Raw genomic sequence first — 20723 nt, forward strand, 5'->3', positions numbered from 1 at the left:
GGTCACCGCCGGACTTAACTTGAGTAGATGGTTTGAGGCCCTGGTACCGTTTGGTGCCGGGGCCTCACCTGTTTAACTTGACTATTTAAGCCGTACGCGCATCGGCCGTCCTCACCCTTCCTATCTTCATGGAAGTAGATAAGGTGTGTAGTAGAAATAACAAGATCTTCTACACGAGGGGCTTTCCTTGACCACCGAGACTACGAGTCCACTGACATACCGCGACGATTCAATTCGTCCCCAGGACGATCTCTACCGCCATAGCAATGGCAAGTGGTTCGAGACAGCAACAATTCCAGGAGATCAAGGAATTTACGGTTCCTTCATGGAACTCCGCGACCAGGCTGAGGCTGCGGTCCACGGAATCATTAATGAAGCAGTGCAGAAGGTCGATTCCGGTGCAGAAACTGACGCCGCCACCCAGCGCATTGCCCGCCTCTACAGCTCATTCATGAATGAAGCCGTTATCGAAGAACGCGGTGCCGATCCGGTTGCTGTCTTCTTGAATACTATTTCGGATATCCAGAGCACCGAACAGCTGCTCGAAGTATGCGGTTTCTTCCAGCGCAAAGGCATCAGCGGCTTCATGGATATCGGCGCGATGAACGACGCCGGCAATCCGGACCGGAACCTGCTGACCTTCCTGCAAGGCGGACTGGGCCTGCCTGATGAGTCCTACTATCGCGAAGAGCAGTTCGCTGAAACCGTATCCGACTACCAGGACCACCTTGGCCGCCTGCTGGCCCTTGGCGGTATTGCTGATGCCGAAGCCGCGGCCGCACATGTCGTAGCGCTCGAGAAGGCCATGGCCTCGCATCACTGGGACCGGGTCAAGGTCCGCGATGCTCAGGCACGCTACAACCTGATGTCCGATGAGGAGCTTTCCGCGCTTTTCCCGGGTGTGAGGACCTGGCTGGCTGGCGCCGGCATTGAGCCGAAGTACTACAGCGAAGTTGTCGTCTGGCAGCCAAGCTACCTTCAGGGATTGTCTGAGCTATTCGGCTCCCAGCCGCTGGATGCCTGGAAGAACTGGTTGCGGGTCCAGGTGCTGCGCTCGTTCGCTCCCTACTTGTCCAGCGCATTCGTCAATGAGAATTTCTCCTTCTACTCGGCCAAGCTCGGTGGCGTGGAACAGCTCAAGGAACGCTGGAAGCGAGGTGTCGCATTCACCGAAGGTGCTGTAGGCGAAGACATCGGGCAGCTGTACGTGGCTGAGCACTTCCCTGCAGAGGCCAAGGACGCCATGGACGCGCTGGTTCAACGGCTCATCGAGGCTTACCGCATCTCGATCAGCGAACTGTCCTGGATGGGCCCGGAGACCATCGAAAAGGCACTGGATAAGCTTTCCAAGTTCCGTCCGAAGATCGGCTACCCGAACCAATGGATCGACTACTCTGCCATCCAGGCTGATGAACTGGACGTCATCGCGAATATTGCCTCGGCGAACGAATTCGAGTTCGCTCGTGAATTGAAGAAGATCGATGACGGCGTGGATCGCGAACTGTGGTTCATGTTCCCCCAGACGGTGAACGCCTACTACCACCCGCTGCTGAATGAAATCGCGTTCCCAGCGGCAATCCTGCGCCCGCCATTCTTCGACGTGAACCGCGACATCGCCTCGAATTTCGGCGGCATCGGCGCGGTCATCGGCCACGAAATCGGCCACGGCTTCGATGACCAGGGCTCGCAGTTCGATGGCACTGGCCAGTTGACCAATTGGTGGACCGATGAGGACCGGGCTTCCTTCGAGAAGCTGACCGCCAAGCTGGTGGACCAGTACAACGCGCTGTCCCCTTCAGAAGCCCCGGAACACAACGTCAACGGTGCACTGACCTTGGGCGAGAACATCGGCGACCTCGGTGGCCTGGGCATTGCCTACAAGGCCTACAAGCTCGAGTTGGCCGCCCTTGGCATACAGGAAGATGAAGTGATCGACGGCATCACCGGAGACCAGCGCTTCTTCTACTCCTGGGCCGAATGCTGGCGCACGCTGATTCGTCCGGAGACCGCGGTGGTACGCGTGACCACCGACCCGCATGCACCCGGGGAGTTCCGCTGCAACCAGGTTCCGAAGAACCTGGCATCCTTCCACGAGGCCTTCGGCACCAAGCCCGGCGATGGCATGTGGCTGGATCCAGCTGACCGCGTAGAAATCTGGTAAACCGCATAACTGAATGGATAGGGCAGGGGCAAAGCCAGCTTTGCCCCTGCCCTATCCTGCGTTACGGGCCAAGATCACTGTGTAAGGCTGATCATGAAGGGCTTCAACTGCACGCCATGACACGTAGAATGGTCTATTGTGACTTCCGAAAATAATTCCGCACAGGCCCCAGATCCAAACGACCAGCGACAGGTGCGCACCGATAAGCGCAACCAGCTGCTGGCCAAGGGCGAGGAAGCCTACCCGGTAGGCATAGCTCGCACCCACTCGTTGCAGGAAATCCGCGACAAGTACGAGCACCTCGAAGCTGGTGAAGAGACCGAAGACGTCGTCGGCATTGTCGGCCGCATCGTTTTCATGCGCAACACCGGCAAGCTGTGCTTCGCCACCTTGCAGGAAGGCGGCCAGAAGGGCGAAGGGGTTCGCCTGCAGGTCATGCTCTCGCTTGCCAACGTTGGCGAAGAGCGCCTGGCCCAGTGGAAGTCGCTCGTCGATCTGGGCGACCATGTGTTCGTGACCGGCAAGGTCATCTCCTCGCGCCGCGGCGAGCTGTCCATCATGGCAGACGCTTGGGAAATGGCTTCCAAGGCCCTGCGCCCACTGCCGGTGCTGCACGCCGATCTGAATGAAGAGACCCGCGTGCGCCAGCGCTACGCCGATTTGATCGTGCGCAACGAGGCCCGCGAAATGGTCTTCAAGCGCGCCGCGATCGTCCGCGCCGTACGCAACACCCTGGAGAACCGCGGCTACGTCGAGGTTGAGACCCCGATGCTGCAGCTGGTTCACGGTGGCGCTTCGGCCCGTCCATTCAAGACGCACCTGAACGCCTTTGACCAGGAAATGACCCTGCGCATCGCAACCGAGCTGTACCTCAAGCGGTGCGTCGTTGGCGGTGTCGACCGCGTCTTCGAGGTGGGGCGCATCTTCCGCAACGAGGGTGTCGACTCGACCCACTCGCCGGAATTCACCACCTTGGAATCCTACGAAGCCTACGCCGACCAGTACGTCATGGCCGATCGCATCAAGGAAATCATTCTCAATGCCGCTGATGCCATTGGCGCCGGCCGCACCATCGAGACCCCCAAGGGCACCGCTAACTTGGACGGCGAATGGCGCTGGGTCAGCGTCTACCCTGGCCTGTCCGAAGCTGTCGGCGTGGAGATCACCCCGGAAACCGAAGCTTCGATACTGCGCGAAGTCGCTGCGAAGCACGAAGTGAAGATCGATCCAGCCTGGGGCGCCCAGAAGCTGGTCATCGAGCTGTTCGGCGAAATCGTCGAGCCGACCTTGATCGACCCGACCTTCGTGTGCGACTACCCGCCACTGGCACAGCCGCTGGCACGCCCGCATCGCTCGAAGCCGGGAGTCATCGAGGCCTGGGACCTGATCATCGGCGGCATGGAGCGCGGTACCGCGTTCTCCGAGCTGATTGACCCGGTGATCCAGCGCGAGCGCCTGACCGAGCAGTCCCTGATGGCTGCTGGCGGCGACCCAGAAGCAATGCAGCTTGATGAAGACTTCCTTCGTGCATTGGAATACGGTGCACCGCCGATGGGCGGTATCGGTTTAGGTATCGATCGTCTGGTTATGCTTTTCACCAACGTCGGTATTCGTGAAACTATTCTGTTCCCACTCCTAAAGCCGGAGGCATAGGAATGCCATATATTGAGGCGATCGTCCCGACAATCGGCCTGGCGCTGCTTTTCTGGTACGTGATGAAAGCAATTACAAACGCGGATCGAAAAGAACGCCAAGCTGAAGCTGAAGCTGATGCGCTAATTCAAAATCGCTCGGATTCTAATAATCCAGTAAACGAGAATTAGTCTTTCCTGAAAGAACCTTGTGAATTCTGATGATAATTAGAGTTTAGTGCGGCTATTTGTATATGCTTGTTGTTTGAAATGGGCTGATGATCGAATGTCAGTTGGTCCAGTACATTCAAGCTCGGAGGAATTCCTAAATGGCACGTCAGGTTCAAATTGCCCTGATCGACGATATTGATGGTAGCGAGGCGACTGAATCTATTGCATTCAGCGTCGCTGGTCAGCATTTTGAAATCGACCTGAACGACGAGCATGCTGCTCAGTTCCATGCAGCCATCGAGCCGTACATCGATGCGGCGCGCTCGTCGAAGCAGACTGCAGCGAGCGAAGCTCCAGCAATCCGCGCATGGGCGAAGGAAAACAACATCAAGGTCAACGCACGCGGACGCCTTAATGCAGAAGTTGTAGATGCCTACAATGCTGCAATGCGCAAGGGCGGGCGAAACCGCGCGAAGTAATTTGCGGGGTTTTCAACAAGTCTCAATATAAGAGCCGGCACGCAATGCGTGCCGGCTCTTATTCTTATAACGACGTTCGTAATTCATCCAATACTTTCATTGAACATCGCAATATTGGTGAGCCAAGTAAATCCGGAAATTAATTGCACCTCAATTACGGATTTCCGGTACCAGGGGACCGCTTCGGTTATCCCTGTGGCGAACAAGGGCGCATTGCCTGCGCTTGGTGCGTAGCATCGAATTATTGGTAAGCAAGGAGTGTGCCGAAGATGTTTGAGAGATTTACCGACCGTGCCCGTCGAGTTGTCGTGCTCGCCCAAGAAGAGGCGCGCATGCTCAACCACAACTACATCGGCACCGAGCACCTGTTGCTCGGTCTAATCCACGAAGGCGACGGTGTCGCCGCAAAGGCGCTTGAGTCGCTGAATATTTCGCTGGGTGCCGTTCGTGAGCAGGTTCAGGAGATTATCGGCAAGGGCCAGCAGGCGCCTTCCGGTCATATCCCGTTCACTCCTCGCGCCAAGAAGGTTTTGGAGCTCTCGCTGCGCGAAGCGCTGCAGCTGGGGCATAACTACATTGGTACCGAGCACATCCTGCTCGGCCTGATCCGCGAGGGCGAGGGCGTCGCAGCCCAGGTCCTGGTGAAATTGGGTGCTGACCTCGGTCGCGTGCGCCAGCAGGTCATCCAGCTGCTCTCGGGCTACCAGGGCGGCAAGGAAACTGCCTCCGCTGGCGTCAGCTCGGGCGGACAGCAGGAAGGCACCCCGGCAGGCTCGGCGGTGCTCGACCAGTTCGGCCGCAACCTCACCGCAGCTGCCCGCGAGGGCAAGCTCGATCCAGTGATTGGCCGCGAGCACGAGATGGAACGCGTCATGCAGGTCCTCTCGCGCCGTACCAAGAACAACCCGGTGCTGATCGGCGAGCCTGGTGTCGGCAAGACCGCAGTCGTCGAGGGCCTGGCCCAGTCGATCGTGCGTGGCGATGTGCCCGAGACCATCAAGGACAAGCAGCTGTACACCCTGGACCTCGGTTCCCTGGTGGCCGGCTCCCGCTACCGCGGCGACTTCGAGGAACGCCTGAAGAAGGTCCTCAAGGAAATCCGCACCCGTGGCGATATCATCCTGTTCATCGACGAGATCCACACCCTCGTTGGTGCTGGTGCCGCCGAGGGCGCCATCGATGCCGCGTCGATCCTCAAGCCGATGCTGGCTCGTGGCGAACTGCAGACCATCGGTGCCACCACCTTGGATGAGTACCGCAAGAATATCGAGAAGGATGCAGCGCTTGAGCGCCGCTTCCAGCCGATCCAGGTCAAGGAGCCTTCGGTAGAGCTGACCACGCAGATCCTGCGTGGCCTGCGCGACCGCTACGAGGCGCACCACCGCGTGACCATCACCGATGGTGCACTGCAGGCCGCTGCCACGCTGGCGCACCGCTACATCTCCGATCGCTTCCTGCCGGACAAGGCCGTGGACCTGATCGACGAGGCGGGCGCACGCCTGCGCATCCAGCGCATGACCGCTCCTCCGGCCTTGAAGGAAATGGACGAGGAAATCGCCACCGTGCGCCTGGAGAAGGAAGCTGCGATTGACGCGCAGGACTTCGAAGGGGCTGCCTCGCTGCGCGATAAGGAATCCAAGCTGATTGAGGCCCGCAACGAGAAGGAGAAGTCCTGGCGCAATGGCGACATGGACGAAGTCTCCGAGGTGACTGAGGACCTTATTGCCGAGGTACTTGCCAACTCAACCGGCATCCCGGTTGTGAAGCTGACCGAGGAAGAGTCCACGCGCCTGCTGAACATGGAAGACGAGCTGCACAAGCGCGTCATCGGCCAGGACTCGGCGATCAAGGCCATCTCCCAGGCGATCCGCCGTACCCGTGCAGGCCTGAAGGATCCGAACCGCCCAGGTGGTTCGTTCATCTTCGCCGGCCCAACCGGTGTAGGCAAGACCGAGCTGGCCAAGGCGCTGGCAGAGTTCCTCTTCGGTGAAGAAGACGCGCTGATCACCCTGGACATGTCCGAATACTCGGAGAAGCACACCGTTTCCCGGCTCTTCGGTGCTCCTCCGGGCTACGTCGGCTACGAAGAGGGCGGGCAGCTGACCGAGAAGGTCCGCCGCCGTCCGTTCTCCGTAGTGCTCTTCGACGAGGTCGAGAAGGCGCATGCCGACTTGTTCAACTCATTGCTGCAGATCCTGGAAGACGGCCGCTTGACCGACTCCCAGGGCCGTGTGGTGGACTTCAAGAACACCATCATCATCATGACCACCAACCTCGGTACCCGCGACATCTCCAAGGGTGTGATGACCGGCTTCCAGTCGGCCGCGGATACCAAGACCGGTTACGAGCGCATGCAGGCCAAGGTCCAGGAAGAACTGCGTCAGCATTTCCGCCCTGAATTCCTGAACCGTGTTGATGACACCGTGGTCTTCCCGCAGCTGAACCAGGACGAGATCGAAGAAATCGTCGACCTGTTCATCGCACGCCTGGCCAAGCGCCTGGAAGAACGCGAGATCACCATCGAGCTGACCCAGGCTGCCCGCAGCCTGCTGGCCCAGCGCGGTTACGATCCAGCAATGGGTGCCCGCCCGCTTCGCCGCACCATCCAGCGCGATATCGAGGACCAGCTCTCCGAGCGCATCCTCTTCAGCCAGATCGTTGCGGGCCAGAAGGTCACCGTCGACGTCGAGGGCGAAGGCGAGAGCCGCAAGTTCGTCTTCCACGCTGAAGGCGGCACCGGCCAGCTGGAAGGCGAGCCGGCACCGGCAGCACTGGAAAGCTAGGCCGCAGAGGCATAACCCATAGCCGTGGAACTGACAACGTTCAGTTCCACGGCTATTGGCTTTAATCCGGCCATGTCGTAGGCTCAACACATGAAGAAGCGAAGCAAAGGGCAACAGCTGATTGCCGCTTCCTGCCTCGCAGTCATGGCCTATTCAGCCCTGTACCTTCTCCTCCGTCCCCAGCTTCCTGGACAATTGGTGCGCCATGCCGGCACCGACGGAGCCGGATACGGCCCAACGTGGCTGGTGGTGCTGGTGATTGGTGCCGCGGGCACGCTCAGTATTGCCATCGGCATCATTGCCTACCGCGACTTCACCTCATTGGGGCACTGGAACCCGGGACCGAAATCGATTGTGGTCTGCTTCCTGGCCGCTGGCTTCGGAATCCTCGGACTGGGCGCTGCCATGCTTCTCGCTGCCATGGGAGAAGACGCCGCGCAGCAAGGCACCCTGCCTATTGGCATGGGACTGCTTGGGCTGATCGGAGTCTTCGCGCTTTCCGCCTCGCTGCTGGCAAAGGCATTGCCCCAGGCGGAGCAAGAAAGCCTCGACGCCTGAAGAGCAATCGATTCCCTCCGGGCGTGCTGGGCTTAGCGGGCCACCGCCTTGGCTACCAACTCGGCAAGCATTTCTTCGAGCTGCCCATCAAGCGCGGTAATGGCGAACGAGGTGGGCCATAGGGTGCCCTCATCCAGCTGCGCAACATCGTTGAAGCCGAAAGTCAGGTAGCGGGTACCGAACTTCTTGGCATCCTGCATGAAGCACAAGATCTTGCCGTCCAAAGCGTAAGCGGGCATGCCATACCAGGTTTTCGGCTCCAATTCCGGAGCCGTCTCGGTGATGATCCGGTGCAGCTTCTGCGCAAGCACCTTGTCGTTGCCCTCGAAGGAAGCAATCTTCTCTTCCACTTCCTTGCGGGCCTGTTCCGCCTTCTCGGCTTTGGTCATGCGCTTCTTCGAAGTGCGCACCTCAGCGGCCCGCTCTTTCATCGCGGCCTTCTCGGCGGCTGAAAAGCCTTCTTGTTCTGAACTGCTCATGCTTCTTCTCCCTGAACTGCTTGGTTGATACGGACCATATTTCCCGAAGGATCGCGGAAGGCGCAATCGCGCGGACCCCACGGTTGGTCCATTGGCTCCTGCAGGACTTCAGCGCCCGACGCGCTCAAAGTTTCAAAGACCTTGTCCAGATCATTGGTGGACAGCACCAGCGGGCCGATCGCGCCCTTGGCTACCAGCTCGGCCAAGGCCTGCGCATCGGCAGCTGACCGGCCAGCGCCCGGAGCCGAAAGCACCAGGCTGGTGCCGGCGCCGTCGGAGCCGCCAAGGGACACCCAGCGGAAGCCGCCGTTGGCGACATCGGAGAGGACCGTGAAGCCCAGCGCATCGCGGTAGAACGCGAGCGCCTCATCCACATCGAGCACGGTCAAAGGGACATGATTGATTGAAATGCTTGCCATGGCTCCAGCCTAGGGAGCGCCGACCAGATAGCGCTTCTTCAAAACTGCTCAGAATCTCTCGGGACGCAAAAGGATCTTGGCGATGCAGGCAGGGATCTGCTCGGTGGCTGAATGGTCCCGTTCCCGGTATGACGAGGGAGTTTCGCCGACCACTTCGGTGAAGCGCGTGCTGAAGGAACCCAGAGAGGTCCATCCCACTTGCATGCAAGCATCTGTTACCGAGACCGATGCGCGCAGCAGATGCATGGCGCGCTCGATACGGCGGGTGAGCAAATAGGCATGCGGGGTCTCGCCGTAGGCCCGCTTGAACTCCCTGGAAAAATGAGCAGGAGACATGGAAGCACGCTGGGCCAACGCAGGCACATCCAATGGTTCCGCATAGTGCCGGTCCATCAGGTCCCTGGCCCGGCGCAGGTGCGCCAGGGTTTTCAGCGCTTCGGCATCCACCGGCTAGCCCCGGTTCCTGGCTCGCAGGACAAGGAATGCACCCAGCACCGTTGAGCACAGGTAGATCCCGGTGACGGTGATCCAGCCCGCGGTGAAGCCACCGGCCGAGCCGACCAGCAGGCCCATGGCCAAGGGCCCCACGGTGAAACCGCCAAACTGGCCCGCCGAGACGATTCCGCTGGCACTTCCCAGGCGGCTTGCGGGGATCACCCGCAGCAAGCCCGCCATCAGCACTACCGAAACTCCCAGGGCCGAGGCGCCGTGCAGGCAGACCGCTAGCCAGAGCAAGGCCACCGAGTGCAGCTGCTGGGCCATCAGGAAGCTGGCACCGCCCGCAGTGGCCAGCGACGCCAGCAGCAGCAAGAGCTTAGGAGCTGATACGCCGCGTGACATCATCTGCCCCCATCCGACGCGGGCGGAAACGCCAATGACGCCAGCGACCGCGGCGGTCAGGCCGCCAGCGACCAAGGAGAAGTCCAGCTCGCGGACCGCAAAGAGCGCCAGGTAGACGTTGGTCGCCTGTACGCCGACACCGTTGATGAAACCGAATAGGGCCAGCGCAAAAATGACGAACTTCGTGGAGGGGGTGGCCGCAGCCACCGGCTGGCTCGCGCCCGTTGCCGCCTTCTGCGGGGCAGGCGCGGCGAGCATGGGGGTTGCGCGGATAACCCGTACAGCGATCACCGCGAGGACCGCGGCGAGCACGGCGCCGGCCAGCGATGCTCCGTTCCAGCCAATGAATGCAGCCAGCAGCGGGAACCCCACGCTGCCTACGAGCTGTGAAACCTGCACGCCAGACTGCTTGATGCCGGTCCACGTGATGCGCTGGGCACTAGGGACGCGCTGGGCCAGAATGCGGTTGGTGACCCCGTTGGGGAATGACTGGGCGAAGCCGGCCAAACCGGAAGCCGCCAGGAGCAAGACGTAGCCTGCGGGAATGGCTGCCAAGCCCAGCGCGACCGCCGTCGTGCCGAAGATCAGCAGGACCAGCCTGGTATCCGGTTGCCTGTCGGAGAACTTCCCGAAGACGGCGTTACCCAGTGCGGCGCAGCCGAAGCACACTGTCGCCAACAGGCCGAACTGGGATTCGGTGATTCCCAAATCCCTGATGACCAGGTCGCTGGTGGCGTTCAACCCGTAATTAAGCAGGGGAGCGATGCCGACGGCGGATAGGAGGATGGCAAGCAACCCGAATCCGGGGCGTGCTGTTCTAGCTGGCATCCTCATCCTTGCTCCAGTGCGACTTCAATGTTCAAGTTTATCTTGGCACACCGTGTTGCGGGATGTTCCTTCAATGACATATCCGGCATCTGCTTCGATTCTGCAAACGGTGGGGCATAGGATTTAGAACGTGAACTCTTTTACCGTCCGCTCAGCCAGAACCAGTGATGTCAACGCTATCCGCAATCTTGTGCGCCCGTTGGCCGAGGAACGGATCCTGCTGGATAAGGAAGCGGTCACCTACTACGAGTCCATCCAGGAATTCCTGGTCGCCGAGGACGCGGACGGCAATGTTGTCGGCTGCGGCGGTTTGCACGTCATCTGGGAAGACATCGCCGAAATCCGTACCTTGGCGACCTCGGGCGAGCTGCGTGGCAAGGGCGTAGGCCATGTCCTGCTCTCCGAACTCTTGGAACGTGCCCGGGAAGTCGGGGTTGGCCGCGTCTTCTGCCTGACCTTCGAAGTGGATTTCTTCATACGCCAAGGCTTCAAGGTGATGGCTGACCAGAGCGCCGTGGATCCAGCGGTATACCAGGAGATCCTGCTCTCCCGGGATGAAGGCGTTGCTGAATTCCTGGACCTCGCCCGCGTGAAGCCGAATACCTTGGGCAACACCCGGATGATCATTACGCTGGACTGATACTTCTAGTCCATCCGGTCGTAGCGCGCACGGAATACCAGGTACAGCGCGTAGCAAACCAGGCCCGCACCGATAGCAACCAGGGCAACCGGCCCAAACGGCTGATCCTGGATGGCCTTCAGCGCGCCATCGATGCCGCTGGCCTCTTCCGGGTCGCGCTGTACCGTGGCCACGATGAAGAGCAGGCCCACGGCACCGAGGACTACGCCTTTGGCAGGATAGCCCAGCATGCCCGAGTACTTGATCGCGCGCGATACCTCGGTATTTCCGGAACCGGAGAGATCCTTCAAGAACTTCCGGGTGGCACCCTTGTAGATGTAGTAGCCGGCCATGGCCAGCAGCCCCAGGCCCAAGGCGATCAGCAACCCCCGGCCAAGTCCGGTCTTCATCATTTCTCCGCTGAAGCTGGTGGCAGTCTTTCCCGAATCACTGGGAATTCCCACCGCAAACCGCCCAAAGGTGAAGCCGACAGCCAAGAAGGACACCGAGATGGCCGCGGACTTGAGCCTGCCCTTCAGCTCGTTTTCGGGCAAGAAGGCCTGCGCCAAGGACCATAGGCCCAGCAATAGTGCGCCGATTGCGCAGATCCACAGCAAGACCATGCCGAAAGGCTGCTCTGCCAAGGCGCCCATGGCTCCGCCCTGATCGGCTTCCGCCTTGCCGCCGGCAGCGACGAAAGCTGCGAGGATTCCCACGGTTGCGTGAAGTACGCCGTTGGCGACGTATCCCAGGCGTGCGGCGCGTTCGAACCATGGGTGCTTGGCTACGTGGCGAACAGCAGCGGCCGGATCAACTGAAGCGTTCATGGGCTAAGCATAGGTAGGCATCAGGGCATAAAGCTAGCCGCTTCTGGCTCGTTCCGGGCCGATGCTACGAAGGCAGGCGGATTCCATCTTCTTCGGCGATCGCCAGGCCATCTTTGAGCAGCCCGGCCAGTGCCCGTTCACGCTGCTCCAATGGTGATTGCAATTGGTCAAGCGCCACATACCTTGCATGCGATTCATGGGACAGCTCGGCCAGGAAGGACTGCTCTGGCACCGCCTGCTCATGCTCGCGCAGGATCGCCATGATGGCGCCGCGGACCTGCCGGTCCGTACCCTTCCAAGCTTGTCCCTTCGGGATGTAGTGCGGGGCCGGCTGCCCCTGGGCAATCCATGCGCACTGCTGGAAGACCGGGCATTGCTCGCACTTCGGGCTGCGAGCGGTGCACACCAGGGCACCGAGTTCCATTACCGAAATATTCCACAGATTCGCTGCCTGATGATCCTCGGGCTGGACTTCTGCAGCCCGGGCGAATTCACTGGCACGCGGGCTTGGCTCGGGCAATGCCATGCCGCCAAAGAGCCGTGCATGCACGCGGCGAATGTTCGTGTCCACGACAACGGTGCGCTCGCCGAAGGCAAAGCAGGCAATGGCGGCCGCGGTGTAGGAGCCGATGCCCGGCAAGGCCAGGAGCTCGGCTTCGGTGCGCGGGACTTCGCCGTTGTACTCGGTGGTGATCTCCACGGCGGCGGCATGCAAGCGCTGCGCGCGCCGCGGATAGCCCAGCCGTCCCCACGCTTTCAGTGCTTCGGACAGCGGTTCCGCAGCCAGATCCTGCGGCCGTGGCCAGCGGCGCATCCATTCTTCCCAAACCGGCAAGACACGAACTACCGGAGTCTGCTGGAGCATGAACTCGCTGACCATGACTTCCCAGCCGCTCACTCCGGGGCGTCGCCAAGGCAGGTCGCGGGCGTTCTCTAGGTACCAGGTGTTGATGGTGTTGTGGATTTGCTGCACCCCACCACTCTAAGCCAGCGCACCGTCCGCCCGGAATCAGCGGGAATGGATTGCAGAACGTGATTTGCCCTGGATCCTACGCCATTACCGGCTTCGGGCAGGCAAATGAATTAGCCTTAAGCCATGAGCAACGCATCAGGGGGGAAACCATCGGCCAGCGTCTACCGGCGCAGGCGGATCACCGTGGCAGTACTTGCCCTGGTGCTCGTCGGCCTGCTTGTCTGGGGCGTCGTTGCGCTGGCCGGATTGTTCTCCCCTGATGAGAAGAAAACTGCAGGCAATGAGCCAAGCGCCCAGCAAACCCAGTCGGTTCCTTCGCCATCGCCAGAGCCGGAAGACGACGAAGCTGCGGCCAAGAAGTGCAAGAGCGACGAGGTCGAGATTACTGCGACTACCGATGCGAAAAGCTACGCCTCGGACAAGAAGCCGACCTTGCTGCTGGGCATCGAAAATGTTTCCAAGCGCGAATGCGAATTGAACGTCGGAACCACGCAGCAGGAGTTCCTGGTTTCCAGCGGCGCGGACCGCATCTTCTCCACCATCGATTGCCTGGATGGCGCAGAAGATGTGAACCTGGCCTTCAAGCCGGGGCAGAAGGAGAACGCGCGCTTCACCTGGAACCGCGAGCGTTCGGCTCCCGGGTGCAAGTCGGTCAGCGTGCAGCCGCGTCCGGGAACCTACAAGTTCACCGCCGCTATCGGCGACTTCGTTTCGGAGCCGGTCACCTTCACCTTGGAGTGAAAACGCCTAGATGTAGCGATCCAGCAACGAGGATTCGGCCATGCGGGCCAGCCCTTCCCGGATGGAGCGTGCACGCTGCTCGCCGACGCCCTCGATTTCCATGAGCTGGCTGGTGGACGCTGCCATGAGCAGCTGCAAATTATCGAAGGACGCCACCAGGCGGTCCCCGACCAGCTTGGGCACCGTGCGGATCTGCGAAAGCAGGCGGTAGCCCTTCGGGGTCAGCTGGTCGTCTTGGCCAATGGTGGAGTGCGGGAACAGGATCTTGGTCAGGCCATCAAGCTCAATGAGCTGGGCATCGGAAACTTCATGCAGCGTCTCCAGGGCACGCTCGATATGCAGCTCCTGGCCTTCCGCGTCGGAATAGTCCCGCAGGAGCAACTGGTTATCCGCCTGGATGCCGGAGAGCAATTCCGCATGCTGGGCCGCCAGCAGGCGCCCATCGATGCCCAGCTCCAGCACGTAGCGGGAGATTTCTTCGCTGGTACGGCGCAGCATCTCGGTGCGCTGCAAGACAGCGAGCACTTCCCGCGCGGTGGCGACATCTTCAATTTCCGCAGCTGACAGGGCGCTGGTGACCTGGTCCAGGCGGTGGCGGTACCGTTCCAAGGTAGCAATAGCCTGGTTGCCGCGGGCCAGCAGGCGCTCGGCTGGCTCGAGCACATGGCGCTCGCCGTCGGCATAGAGGGTGATGGTCTGCATGGACTGCGAAACCGAAATCGTCGGGAACCCGGTTTGCGCGGCTACGCGTTCTGCCGTGCGGTGGCGGGTGCCGGACTCCTGGGTTTCAATCTGCGCATCCGGCATCAGCTGCACGCCGGCCTGCTGGATCTGGCGTCCTGTGCCGTCCAGAATGATCGCGCCGTCCATCTTGGCCAGTTCGCGGATGCGTGTAGGCGTGTATTCGGTGTTGATCCTGAAGCCGCCGGAGCTGATCGACTCCACGAGCCTGTCATGGCCCAGCACTATGAGAGCGCCAGTACGGCCGCGCTGGATCCGTTCAAGACCCTGGGCGAGCTCGGTACCCGGGGCAATCTGGGCCAGAACGGCAAGGAATCCGGGGGTTGGGTGCGCTTTCAACTTGCGTCCTTTCGGCGGGCAGCAACAATCAAGTTTATCCTGCGGGCTTCTGTCGCTGGTTAAACGCAATATCCAGCGCCTGCGCGATGTTCTCCACCTGGAATACGCGGATGCCCTCGGGGATGTTCTTCAACGGTTCCGGGGTGGCCGGAGCCATCGCGAAAGAGAAGCCCAGACGCTGCGCCTCGGTGATGCGCCGTGAGATTTCCGGTACTTGCCGAACTTCGCCGGCCAAGCCGACTTCGCCGAAGGCCACGAAGTCCTGCGGCAGCGGGAATTCATTCATCGAAGAAGCCAATGCCAGCGCGCAGGCCAGATCCGAGGCGGGTTCGGCAATTTTCACGCCACCCACGGTGGCGATATACGAGTCCATGGACGACAGATCCATATGCGCGCGGGCCTGCAGCACCGCCACAACCATTTGCGCCCGCGCGGCATCCAAGCCACTGGTGGCACGGCGGGCAGCAGGGGCATTGCTGCGCGAGAGCAAGGTCTGCACCTCGGCAACCAGCGGCCGGCGGCCCTCCATCGTGACGGTGATGCAGGTGCCCGGCACCGGGGTGCGGGTTCGGGTGACGAAAAGCTTGGAAGGATCGGTCAGCGATTCAATGCCGTCTTCATTCAAATCGAAGCAGCCCACCTCGTCGGTGGCTCCGTAGCGGTTCTTCAGCGCGCGCAGGATGCGCAACCGCGAATGCTTCTCGCCATCGAACTGGCAGACCACGTCCACCAGGTGCTCGAGCAGGCGTGGGCCGGCGACCGAACCTTCCTTGGTCACGTGGCCGACCATGATGGTGGACATGGCTCGGGTCTTGGCCGCGTTGATGATCGAGGCAGCGACTTCGCGCACCTGGGAAACGCCGCCGGCAGCGCCGTCCACCTCTGCCGAGGAGAAGGTCTGCACCGAGTCCAGGATCAGCAGCTGCGGATCGATCTCCTGGATCTGCCCCAAGGCCAGAGCCAGGTCGGTTTCGGCGGCCAGGAACAGCGTATCGGCGATGGCGTTGATGCGTTCGGCGCGGGACTTTACCTGCGCGGCGGACTCTTCACCGGTTAGATAGAGCACGCGCAAGCCGGTTTGCGCGGCTTTCGCGGCAACGTCCAAGAGCAGCGTGGACTTGCCCACGCCAGGTTCGCCGGCCAGCAGGATCGCGGCTGCCGGAACCAGGCCGCCACCGAGCACGCGGTCAAGTTCGGAGACGCCGCTGGGGCGGAAGGCCGCTTCGGAGCCGTCAATCTGCGCGATCGGCTTGGCTGGGTGGGCCACCTTGGCCGCGGCTACGGTGCGTGCGGAGACGACACCCACTTCTTCGACAGTGCCCCAGGCCTGGCATTCGCCGCAGCGGCCCACCCACTTAATCGTGGTCCACCCGCATTCAGAGCATTTGAACGATGCGGAAGACTTGCTGCGAGTGGAGGTTTTGGCCATGGCTCAATGCTATCGAGCTATGCGGACATTTTCGTTCAGGACAGCTTGGGCAGCACTTCGATGGCTTCTTCGTGTTCGCGGCCTGCCGCTTCGAGCAGATCCACCACCATCGGGCGCAGCAGCAAGACCAGGCCTTCGCCCTGGAGCCCCTCAACTCCCAGGGCGCGCGGATCCAGTTGGGCGGCGACGCCTTCGAGCTGCAGCTGGGCGGCCTTCTCGTATTTGCGTTGGCCAGCCACCGTGGTTTCGCGCACCGAGTGCGCCAAGGTGTTGACCGCCTCGGATAGCTCGCGCATCAGGGGAGCCAAGGTTTGCGCGCCTTCCGGGGTCAGTGCGCTGTTGCTGAGCACGGAAGCAAGGCGCCGGGCGAAGACCCGCGAGTTGCGGGCGGCCCAGTCGTAGTGGTTGAAACGCTTGGATAGCCGGTTCAGTTCATGGCGGTGGCGACGCCCGGTGGGGGAAATCGTTGCGATTTCCTTCGAAGCGCGGAAGGCGGCTGGCAGCATATCCAGGTACTTCTGGGTTCCGCGAGCCTTGATCAGTGCGTGGAAGGCTGCGCGCCGGTCATCGTCGCGGATGGCCCAGGCGCATTCCAAAAGCGCTTCGGAGAGCTCCTTGAACAGATCCGATAACGCGGACACCGGGCTGCGCCGCGGGTCGGTAGGCCAGAAAATAATCACCAGCAGGGCAAGCAGGGACCCGGTCAGGGCATCGATGGAACGGGCAAATGGCCCATCCGCGCTGATGGGCAGCAGCACTACCAGTGCCGATTGCATGCCCAGCTGGGTGGAGAAGATGGCACCGGAATCCAAATAGCGGGCAATGACCAGACTCAGCGACATCACCAGTGCGGCCTGCCAGATCCCCTGCCCGAACCAGTGCATGAGGGTATCGCCCAGCGCCACCCCCAGGGTGCACCCCAGGGCGACTTCGGCGGTTTTGCGCACGGTGGTGGAGGCGCCGAAGCCCAGGGAAACCAGCGCGCTGGTGGCTGCGAAAATCGGTTGGGAATGTCCCCAGATGCTTTCGGCGATCCAAAAGGCTCCGATTGCGCCAAGCGTCATGCGCAGGATTCTAGGCAGGGAGTTGCGCGAGCGTATCAGCCCAGCGCGATTGCGCTGCGCTATGAATCCGAATAGATGCGCTGGCATGCGCTTCACTTTCCGCCCAGTTGCCATGGCTTCAGTCTTCCACGTGTTCGGCGGCAGGTGGCAGAAGCTGCCGGGATATTGCGCTGGTGAGCAGGATCACTTGGCTTCGAGTATGTTGTTAACCTTATGTTCACCTTTGCCGGGGGAGCTGGTTACTTTCGATCTTTAACGTCGTAGATGAAGCGGGAAGACGCCGCTGAAGGTTTTACATCGATCTACCAACATGGGGAGTAAATCTCGTGAAGCTCAATCGCTTTGGCAGCGCAGCTGCTGTTCTTTCCGTAGCGGCACTCGCGCTGACCGCTTGCGGCTCGGATAACCCAACCGCCGCAGCAGGTTCTGAAGGTGCCGAGGCGTCGGCAGCATCGGGTGTCACCGGAACCCTGACCGGCATCGGCGCATCCAGCCAGAACTCGGCCATGGAAGCATGGACCACCGGCTTCAAGACCGCCAACCCGGAAGCCAACGTGCAGTACTCGCCAGATGGCTCCGGCGCAGGCCGCGAAGCATTCCTGGCAGGTGGCGCGCAGTTCGCCGGCTCGGATGCATACCTGAAGGAAGACGAAGCCGAAAAGGCCAAGGAAGTTTGCGGCCCAGAAGGCGCATTCAACATCCCGGCCTACGTTTCGCCGATCGCGATCGCTTTCAACCTCGAAGGCGTTGAAGAGATCAACATGGACGCAGCCACCATCGCCAAGGTGTTCAAGAAGGAAATCACCAAGTGGAACGATGAGGCTATCGCCAAGCAGAACGAAGGCGTTGAACTCCCGGACACCGCAATCACCGTGGTGCACCGCAATGATGAGTCCGGTACCACCGAGAACTTCGTCGAGTACCTGAAGGCCGCAGCGGCTGACGTTTGGAGCTACGATGTTTCCGGCGACTGGCCAAGCGACATCCAGTCGGAGAATGCCAAGGGCACCTCTGGCGTGGTTTCGACCACCACCTCCACCAACGGCGCAATCACCTACGCCGACTTCTCCGCAGTGGGCGGCCTGTCCACCGTGAACGTGAAGGTCGGCGAGGAATACACCAAGATTTCTGCTGAAGCAGCTGCCAAGGCCCTGGAGACCGCAACCCCAGTTGAAGGCGCAGCCGAGAACGACCTGGCTCTGGACCTGGAGCGCGACACCACCGAAGCGGGCACCTACCCAATCGTCCTGGTTTCGTACCACATCTTCTGCAGCAGCTACAAGGACCAGGCAACAGCCGATCTGGTCAAGGCCTTCGGCAACTACGTCATCTCCGAAGATGGCCAGAAGACCGCGCAGGCTTCGGCAGGCAATGCCCCGATCTCGGCAGCCATTGCCGAGAAGGCAAAGAAGTCGATCGACGGCATCACCGTCGCCGAGTAGTACCCCGCCGGGCAACCGGCACCAGGTGCGGGTGGACGAACTCACCCACCCGCACCAGCAGTACCCCTCCACCCCCGCAGTGAAAACTGCACCACCCCCGTTTCGTAAAGGCTCTAGCCATGACTACCAATGCTTTGACAAGCAAGTCATCGACTTCCGGCCGCGCTGGTGACAAGATCTTCTCCGGTGCCGCCCTGGGCGCCGGTGTCCTGATCCTGATCACGCTCTTCGCGGTCGCGGTCTTCTTGCTGATCCAAGCCCTGCCGACGTTCTTCGCCGATCCGGCGGAGATTTCCGGCGGCGCAGGATTCTTCGCTTACATCTGGCCGATTGTTATCGGCACCGTGATCGCAGCGGCTATCGCGCTGCTGATCGCCACCCCGATCGGCATCGGCGTGGCGCTGTTCATCTCGCACTTCGCTCCACGCAAGGTCGCAGGCCCGCTGGGCTACCTGATCGATCTGCTCGCCGCGATCCCCTCGGTGATCTACGGCGCGTGGGGCTACATGGTGCTCGCTCCGGCTCTGGTTCCAGGCTACGAATGGCTGGCCAAGAATCTGGGCTTCATCCCCATCTTCGAAGGCCCCGCCAGCCAGACCGGCAAGACCATGCTCACCGCCGGCATCGTGCTGGCCGTGATGGTGCTGCCGATCATCACCTCGCTGAGCCGCGAGATCTTCTTGCAGACTCCCAAGCTGCACGAGGAAGCCGCGCTGGCACTGGGCGCAACCCGCTGGGAAATGATCACCACCGCGGTGATCCCGTTCGCCCGTCCGGGCATCATTTCCGCCGTCATGCTGGGTCTGGGCCGCGCCTTGGGCGAGACCATGGCCGTTGCGCTGGTGCTCTCCACCGGCAACCTGATCCCATCGCTGATCAAGACCGGCAACCAGACGATCGCCGCGGAAATCGCCTTGAACTTCCCTGAGGCCTTCGGCCTGCGCCTGGCAGAGCTGATCGCCGCCGGCCTGGTCCTGTTCCTGATCACCCTGGTCGTGAACATGATCGCTCGTGGAATCATCGCCCGCCACAAGGAATTCTCGGGAGCTAACTGATGAGCACCATGACTACTAACCAGAGCAACAGGCCCGGGGTCCCGACTCCACCGGTGCGCAAGCGCAACTCCTTGGCCAAGGGCAAGCTGCCGAAGTGGGCCATCTGGGCGATCGCCGCAGGCGCCATCATTGTCGGCGCGGCAGCGTCCACGCTGACCGGCTTCAACGTTGCCTCCTTCGCCATCTACTCGGCGCTCATCTTCCTGGTGGCCGCCTCCGTGATCACCACCGCAGCTGAAGGCAAGCGCCGCGGCAAGAACGCGATGTGGACCTACCTGATCTACGCGGCGTTCATCGTCGCCGTGATCCCGCTGGTATCCGTGCTCTATACGGTGCTGGAAAAGGGCATGCCGGGCCTGAACAGCCACTTCCTGTTCAGCTCCATGAACGGCGTGACCGGCGCGGTGGACAATGAATCCGTCGCCAATGGCACCCCGGTAGTCGGCGGCGCGTACCACGCGGTGATGGGCACCTTGCTGATCACCCTGTGGGCCACCTTGATCTCCGTTCCAGTAGGCATGCTGACCGCTGTCTACCTGGTGGAATACGGGCAGGGCAAGGCGCTGTCCAAGGCGATCACCTTCTTCGTCGACGTGATGACCGGCATTCCTTCGATCGTTGCCGGCCTGTTCGCAGCGGCCTTCTTCGGCATGATCCTGGGTCCGAACGCCCGCATGGGCATCGTCGCGGCGGTCGCGTTGAGCGTGCTGATGATCCCAACGGTGGTCCGCTCCACCGAGGAAATGCTCAAGATCGTTCCCAACGAACTGCGTGAAGCTTCCTTCGCGCTGGGCGTGCGCCGCTGGCGCACCATCTTGAAGGTCGTCATCCCGACCGCGATCTCCGGCATCGCCTCGGGCGTCACCCTGGCCATCGCCCGCGTGATCGGAGAGACCGCGCCAATCCTGGTCACCGCAGGCATCGCAAGCCAGATCAACATGAACGTCTTCGCAAACTGGATGTCCACGCTGCCGACGTTCATCTACTACCAGATCCTGACTCCGACCAGCCCGACGAACATCGACCCGTCGGTGCAGCGCGCCTGGGCTGCTGCCCTGCTGCTGATCTTCATGGTTATGGCTTTGAACCTCATCGCCCGCCTGGTCGCTTCGATCTTCGCCCCAAAGAAGGGCCGTTGAGCTAA

Annotated in this window: 20 protein-coding genes; 11 read left to right on the plus strand and 9 right to left on the minus strand. The window is 61.3% G+C overall.

Going from position 1 to position 20723, the window contains the following annotated elements; translation table 11 throughout:
- Nucleotides 1–187: 187 nt before the first annotated feature.
- The 6 genes from CQ012_RS16790 (at nucleotide 188) to CQ012_RS16810 (ending at nucleotide 7783) form a co-directional block, all read left to right on the plus strand.
- Entirely contained in the window at nucleotides 188–2161 is a 1974-nt protein-coding gene (locus tag CQ012_RS16790) for a M13 family metallopeptidase (protein ID WP_105662699.1), read from the plus strand.
- Between the two features lie 138 nt (nucleotides 2162–2299).
- Nucleotides 2300–3814 carry a lysine--tRNA ligase gene (gene lysS, locus CQ012_RS16795; RefSeq protein ID WP_105662700.1) on the plus strand — a complete coding sequence of 505 codons (1515 nt, stop codon included), beginning with the start codon at nucleotides 2300–2302 and terminating at the stop codon, nucleotides 3812–3814.
- Nucleotides 3815–3816: 2 nt separating this feature from the next.
- The gene (locus CQ012_RS17700) at nucleotides 3817–3984 is read left to right on the plus strand and encodes a hypothetical protein (RefSeq protein WP_166650875.1); all 168 of its coding nucleotides are present in this window, start codon (nucleotides 3817–3819) and stop codon (nucleotides 3982–3984) included.
- Between the two features lie 137 nt (nucleotides 3985–4121).
- On the plus strand, nucleotides 4122–4442 hold the full coding sequence (locus CQ012_RS16800; protein WP_105659017.1) for a histone-like nucleoid-structuring protein Lsr2: 321 nt from the start codon (nucleotides 4122–4124) through the stop codon (nucleotides 4440–4442).
- A 269-nt stretch (nucleotides 4443–4711) separates the two neighbouring features.
- Nucleotides 4712–7225, plus strand: a complete 2514-nt coding sequence (locus CQ012_RS16805) for an ATP-dependent Clp protease ATP-binding subunit (protein WP_105659016.1) — start codon at nucleotides 4712–4714, stop codon at nucleotides 7223–7225.
- Nucleotides 7226–7315: 90 nt separating this feature from the next.
- A complete protein-coding gene (locus CQ012_RS16810) occupies nucleotides 7316–7783 on the plus strand; it encodes a hypothetical protein (RefSeq protein WP_105662701.1) in 468 nt (155 codons plus the stop codon).
- Nucleotides 7784–7815: 32 nt separating this feature from the next.
- Here CQ012_RS16810 and CQ012_RS16815 read toward each other — a convergent pair whose 3' ends face one another.
- The 4 genes from CQ012_RS16815 to CQ012_RS16830 are packed head-to-tail and all read right to left on the minus strand — an operon-like array spanning nucleotide 7816 to nucleotide 10349.
- Nucleotides 7816–8262 carry an iron chaperone gene (locus CQ012_RS16815; protein WP_105659014.1) on the minus strand — a complete coding sequence of 149 codons (447 nt, stop codon included), beginning with the start codon at nucleotides 8260–8262 and terminating at the stop codon, nucleotides 7816–7818.
- Nucleotides 8259–8681, minus strand: coding sequence for a VOC family protein (locus CQ012_RS16820; protein ID WP_105659013.1), 423 nt, complete (start codon nucleotides 8679–8681; stop codon nucleotides 8259–8261). Before CQ012_RS16820 ends, CQ012_RS16815 begins: the two co-directional genes overlap by 4 nt.
- 48 nt (nucleotides 8682–8729) lie before the next feature.
- Entirely contained in the window at nucleotides 8730–9074 is a 345-nt protein-coding gene (locus CQ012_RS16825) for a helix-turn-helix transcriptional regulator (protein WP_219844379.1), read from the minus strand.
- A gap of 57 nt (nucleotides 9075–9131) precedes the next feature.
- Nucleotides 9132–10349 (minus strand): MFS transporter, encoded by a 1218-nt coding sequence (locus CQ012_RS16830; RefSeq protein WP_286134409.1) that lies wholly within the window; start codon nucleotides 10347–10349, stop codon nucleotides 9132–9134.
- A 130-nt stretch (nucleotides 10350–10479) separates the two neighbouring features.
- Here CQ012_RS16830 and CQ012_RS16835 point away from each other — a divergent pair, with 130 nt between their 5' ends.
- Nucleotides 10480–10989, plus strand: a complete 510-nt coding sequence (locus CQ012_RS16835) for an amino-acid N-acetyltransferase (protein WP_105659010.1) — start codon at nucleotides 10480–10482, stop codon at nucleotides 10987–10989.
- A 5-nt stretch (nucleotides 10990–10994) separates the two neighbouring features.
- Here the strand turns inward: CQ012_RS16835 and CQ012_RS16840 are convergent, their stop codons facing one another.
- On the minus strand, nucleotides 10995–11795 hold the full coding sequence (locus tag CQ012_RS16840) for a DUF1206 domain-containing protein (RefSeq protein ID WP_105659009.1): 801 nt from the start codon (nucleotides 11793–11795) through the stop codon (nucleotides 10995–10997).
- Between the two features lie 64 nt (nucleotides 11796–11859).
- Nucleotides 11860–12768, minus strand: coding sequence for an iron-sulfur binding domain-containing protein (locus CQ012_RS16845; RefSeq protein ID WP_105659008.1), 909 nt, complete (start codon nucleotides 12766–12768; stop codon nucleotides 11860–11862).
- A 123-nt stretch (nucleotides 12769–12891) separates the two neighbouring features.
- On the opposite strand from CQ012_RS16845, the gene CQ012_RS16850 reads away from it, so the two are divergent.
- Complete coding sequence (locus CQ012_RS16850) at nucleotides 12892–13509, plus strand: hypothetical protein (RefSeq protein ID WP_105659007.1); 618 nt, start codon at nucleotides 12892–12894, stop codon at nucleotides 13507–13509.
- Between the two features lie 6 nt (nucleotides 13510–13515).
- Here the strand turns inward: CQ012_RS16850 and disA are convergent, their stop codons facing one another.
- From disA to CQ012_RS16865, 3 genes are read right to left on the minus strand one after another with little or no spacing between them, the layout of a single operon-like run.
- The gene (gene disA / locus CQ012_RS16855) at nucleotides 13516–14589 is read right to left on the minus strand and encodes a DNA integrity scanning diadenylate cyclase DisA (RefSeq protein WP_105662703.1); all 1074 of its coding nucleotides are present in this window, start codon (nucleotides 14587–14589) and stop codon (nucleotides 13516–13518) included.
- Nucleotides 14590–14623: 34 nt separating this feature from the next.
- Complete coding sequence (radA, locus tag CQ012_RS16860; protein ID WP_105659005.1) at nucleotides 14624–16018, minus strand: DNA repair protein RadA; 1395 nt, start codon at nucleotides 16016–16018, stop codon at nucleotides 14624–14626.
- A 35-nt stretch (nucleotides 16019–16053) separates the two neighbouring features.
- Nucleotides 16054–17082, minus strand: coding sequence for an FUSC family protein (locus CQ012_RS16865; RefSeq protein ID WP_286134711.1), 1029 nt, complete (start codon nucleotides 17080–17082; stop codon nucleotides 16054–16056).
- 326 nt (nucleotides 17083–17408) lie between these two features.
- On the opposite strand from CQ012_RS16865, the gene pstS reads away from it, so the two are divergent.
- The 3 genes from pstS (at nucleotide 17409) to pstA (ending at nucleotide 20718) form a co-directional block, all read left to right on the plus strand.
- Nucleotides 17409–18524, plus strand: a complete 1116-nt coding sequence (gene pstS / locus CQ012_RS16870) for a phosphate ABC transporter substrate-binding protein PstS (RefSeq protein WP_105659003.1) — start codon at nucleotides 17409–17411, stop codon at nucleotides 18522–18524.
- A gap of 119 nt (nucleotides 18525–18643) precedes the next feature.
- Nucleotides 18644–19579, plus strand: coding sequence for a phosphate ABC transporter permease subunit PstC (gene pstC / locus CQ012_RS16875; protein WP_105659002.1), 936 nt, complete (start codon nucleotides 18644–18646; stop codon nucleotides 19577–19579).
- Nucleotides 19579–20718, plus strand: coding sequence for a phosphate ABC transporter permease PstA (pstA, locus tag CQ012_RS16880; RefSeq protein WP_105662705.1), 1140 nt, complete (start codon nucleotides 19579–19581; stop codon nucleotides 20716–20718). Before pstC ends, pstA begins: the two co-directional genes overlap by 1 nt.
- The last annotated feature ends 5 nt before the right edge of the window (nucleotides 20719–20723 follow it).

The organism is Arthrobacter sp. MYb214, assembly GCF_002979865.1.
Classification (GTDB): Bacteria; Actinomycetota; Actinomycetes; order Actinomycetales; family Micrococcaceae; genus Glutamicibacter.

Excerpts from the sequence above, each read along its gene's own strand:
- CQ012_RS17700 (WP_166650875.1), top strand. The coding sequence starts at position 3,817 with ATGCCATATATTGAGGCGATCGTCCCGACAATCGGCCTGGCGCTGCTT.
- CQ012_RS16800 (WP_105659017.1), top strand. The coding sequence starts at position 4,122 with ATGGCACGTCAGGTTCAAATTGCCCTGATCGACGATATTGATGGTAGC.
- CQ012_RS16805 (WP_105659016.1), top strand. The coding sequence starts at position 4,712 with ATGTTTGAGAGATTTACCGACCGTGCCCGTCGAGTTGTCGTGCTCGCC.
- CQ012_RS16810 (WP_105662701.1), top strand. The coding sequence starts at position 7,316 with ATGAAGAAGCGAAGCAAAGGGCAACAGCTGATTGCCGCTTCCTGCCTC.
- CQ012_RS16815 (WP_105659014.1), bottom strand. The coding sequence starts at position 8,262 with ATGAGCAGTTCAGAACAAGAAGGCTTTTCAGCCGCCGAGAAGGCCGCG.
- CQ012_RS16820 (WP_105659013.1), bottom strand. The coding sequence starts at position 8,681 with ATGGCAAGCATTTCAATCAATCATGTCCCTTTGACCGTGCTCGATGTG.
- CQ012_RS16825 (WP_219844379.1), bottom strand. The coding sequence starts at position 9,074 with ATGGACCGGCACTATGCGGAACCATTGGATGTGCCTGCGTTGGCCCAG.
- CQ012_RS16830 (WP_286134409.1), bottom strand. The coding sequence starts at position 10,349 with ATGCCAGCTAGAACAGCACGCCCCGGATTCGGGTTGCTTGCCATCCTC.
- CQ012_RS16840 (WP_105659009.1), bottom strand. The coding sequence starts at position 11,795 with ATGAACGCTTCAGTTGATCCGGCCGCTGCTGTTCGCCACGTAGCCAAG.
- CQ012_RS16850 (WP_105659007.1), top strand. The coding sequence starts at position 12,892 with ATGAGCAACGCATCAGGGGGGAAACCATCGGCCAGCGTCTACCGGCGC.
- radA (WP_105659005.1), bottom strand. The coding sequence starts at position 16,018 with ATGGCCAAAACCTCCACTCGCAGCAAGTCTTCCGCATCGTTCAAATGC.
- CQ012_RS16865 (WP_286134711.1), bottom strand. The coding sequence starts at position 17,082 with ATGACGCTTGGCGCAATCGGAGCCTTTTGGATCGCCGAAAGCATCTGG.
- pstC (WP_105659002.1), top strand. The coding sequence starts at position 18,644 with ATGACTACCAATGCTTTGACAAGCAAGTCATCGACTTCCGGCCGCGCT.
- pstA (WP_105662705.1), top strand. The coding sequence starts at position 19,579 with ATGAGCACCATGACTACTAACCAGAGCAACAGGCCCGGGGTCCCGACT.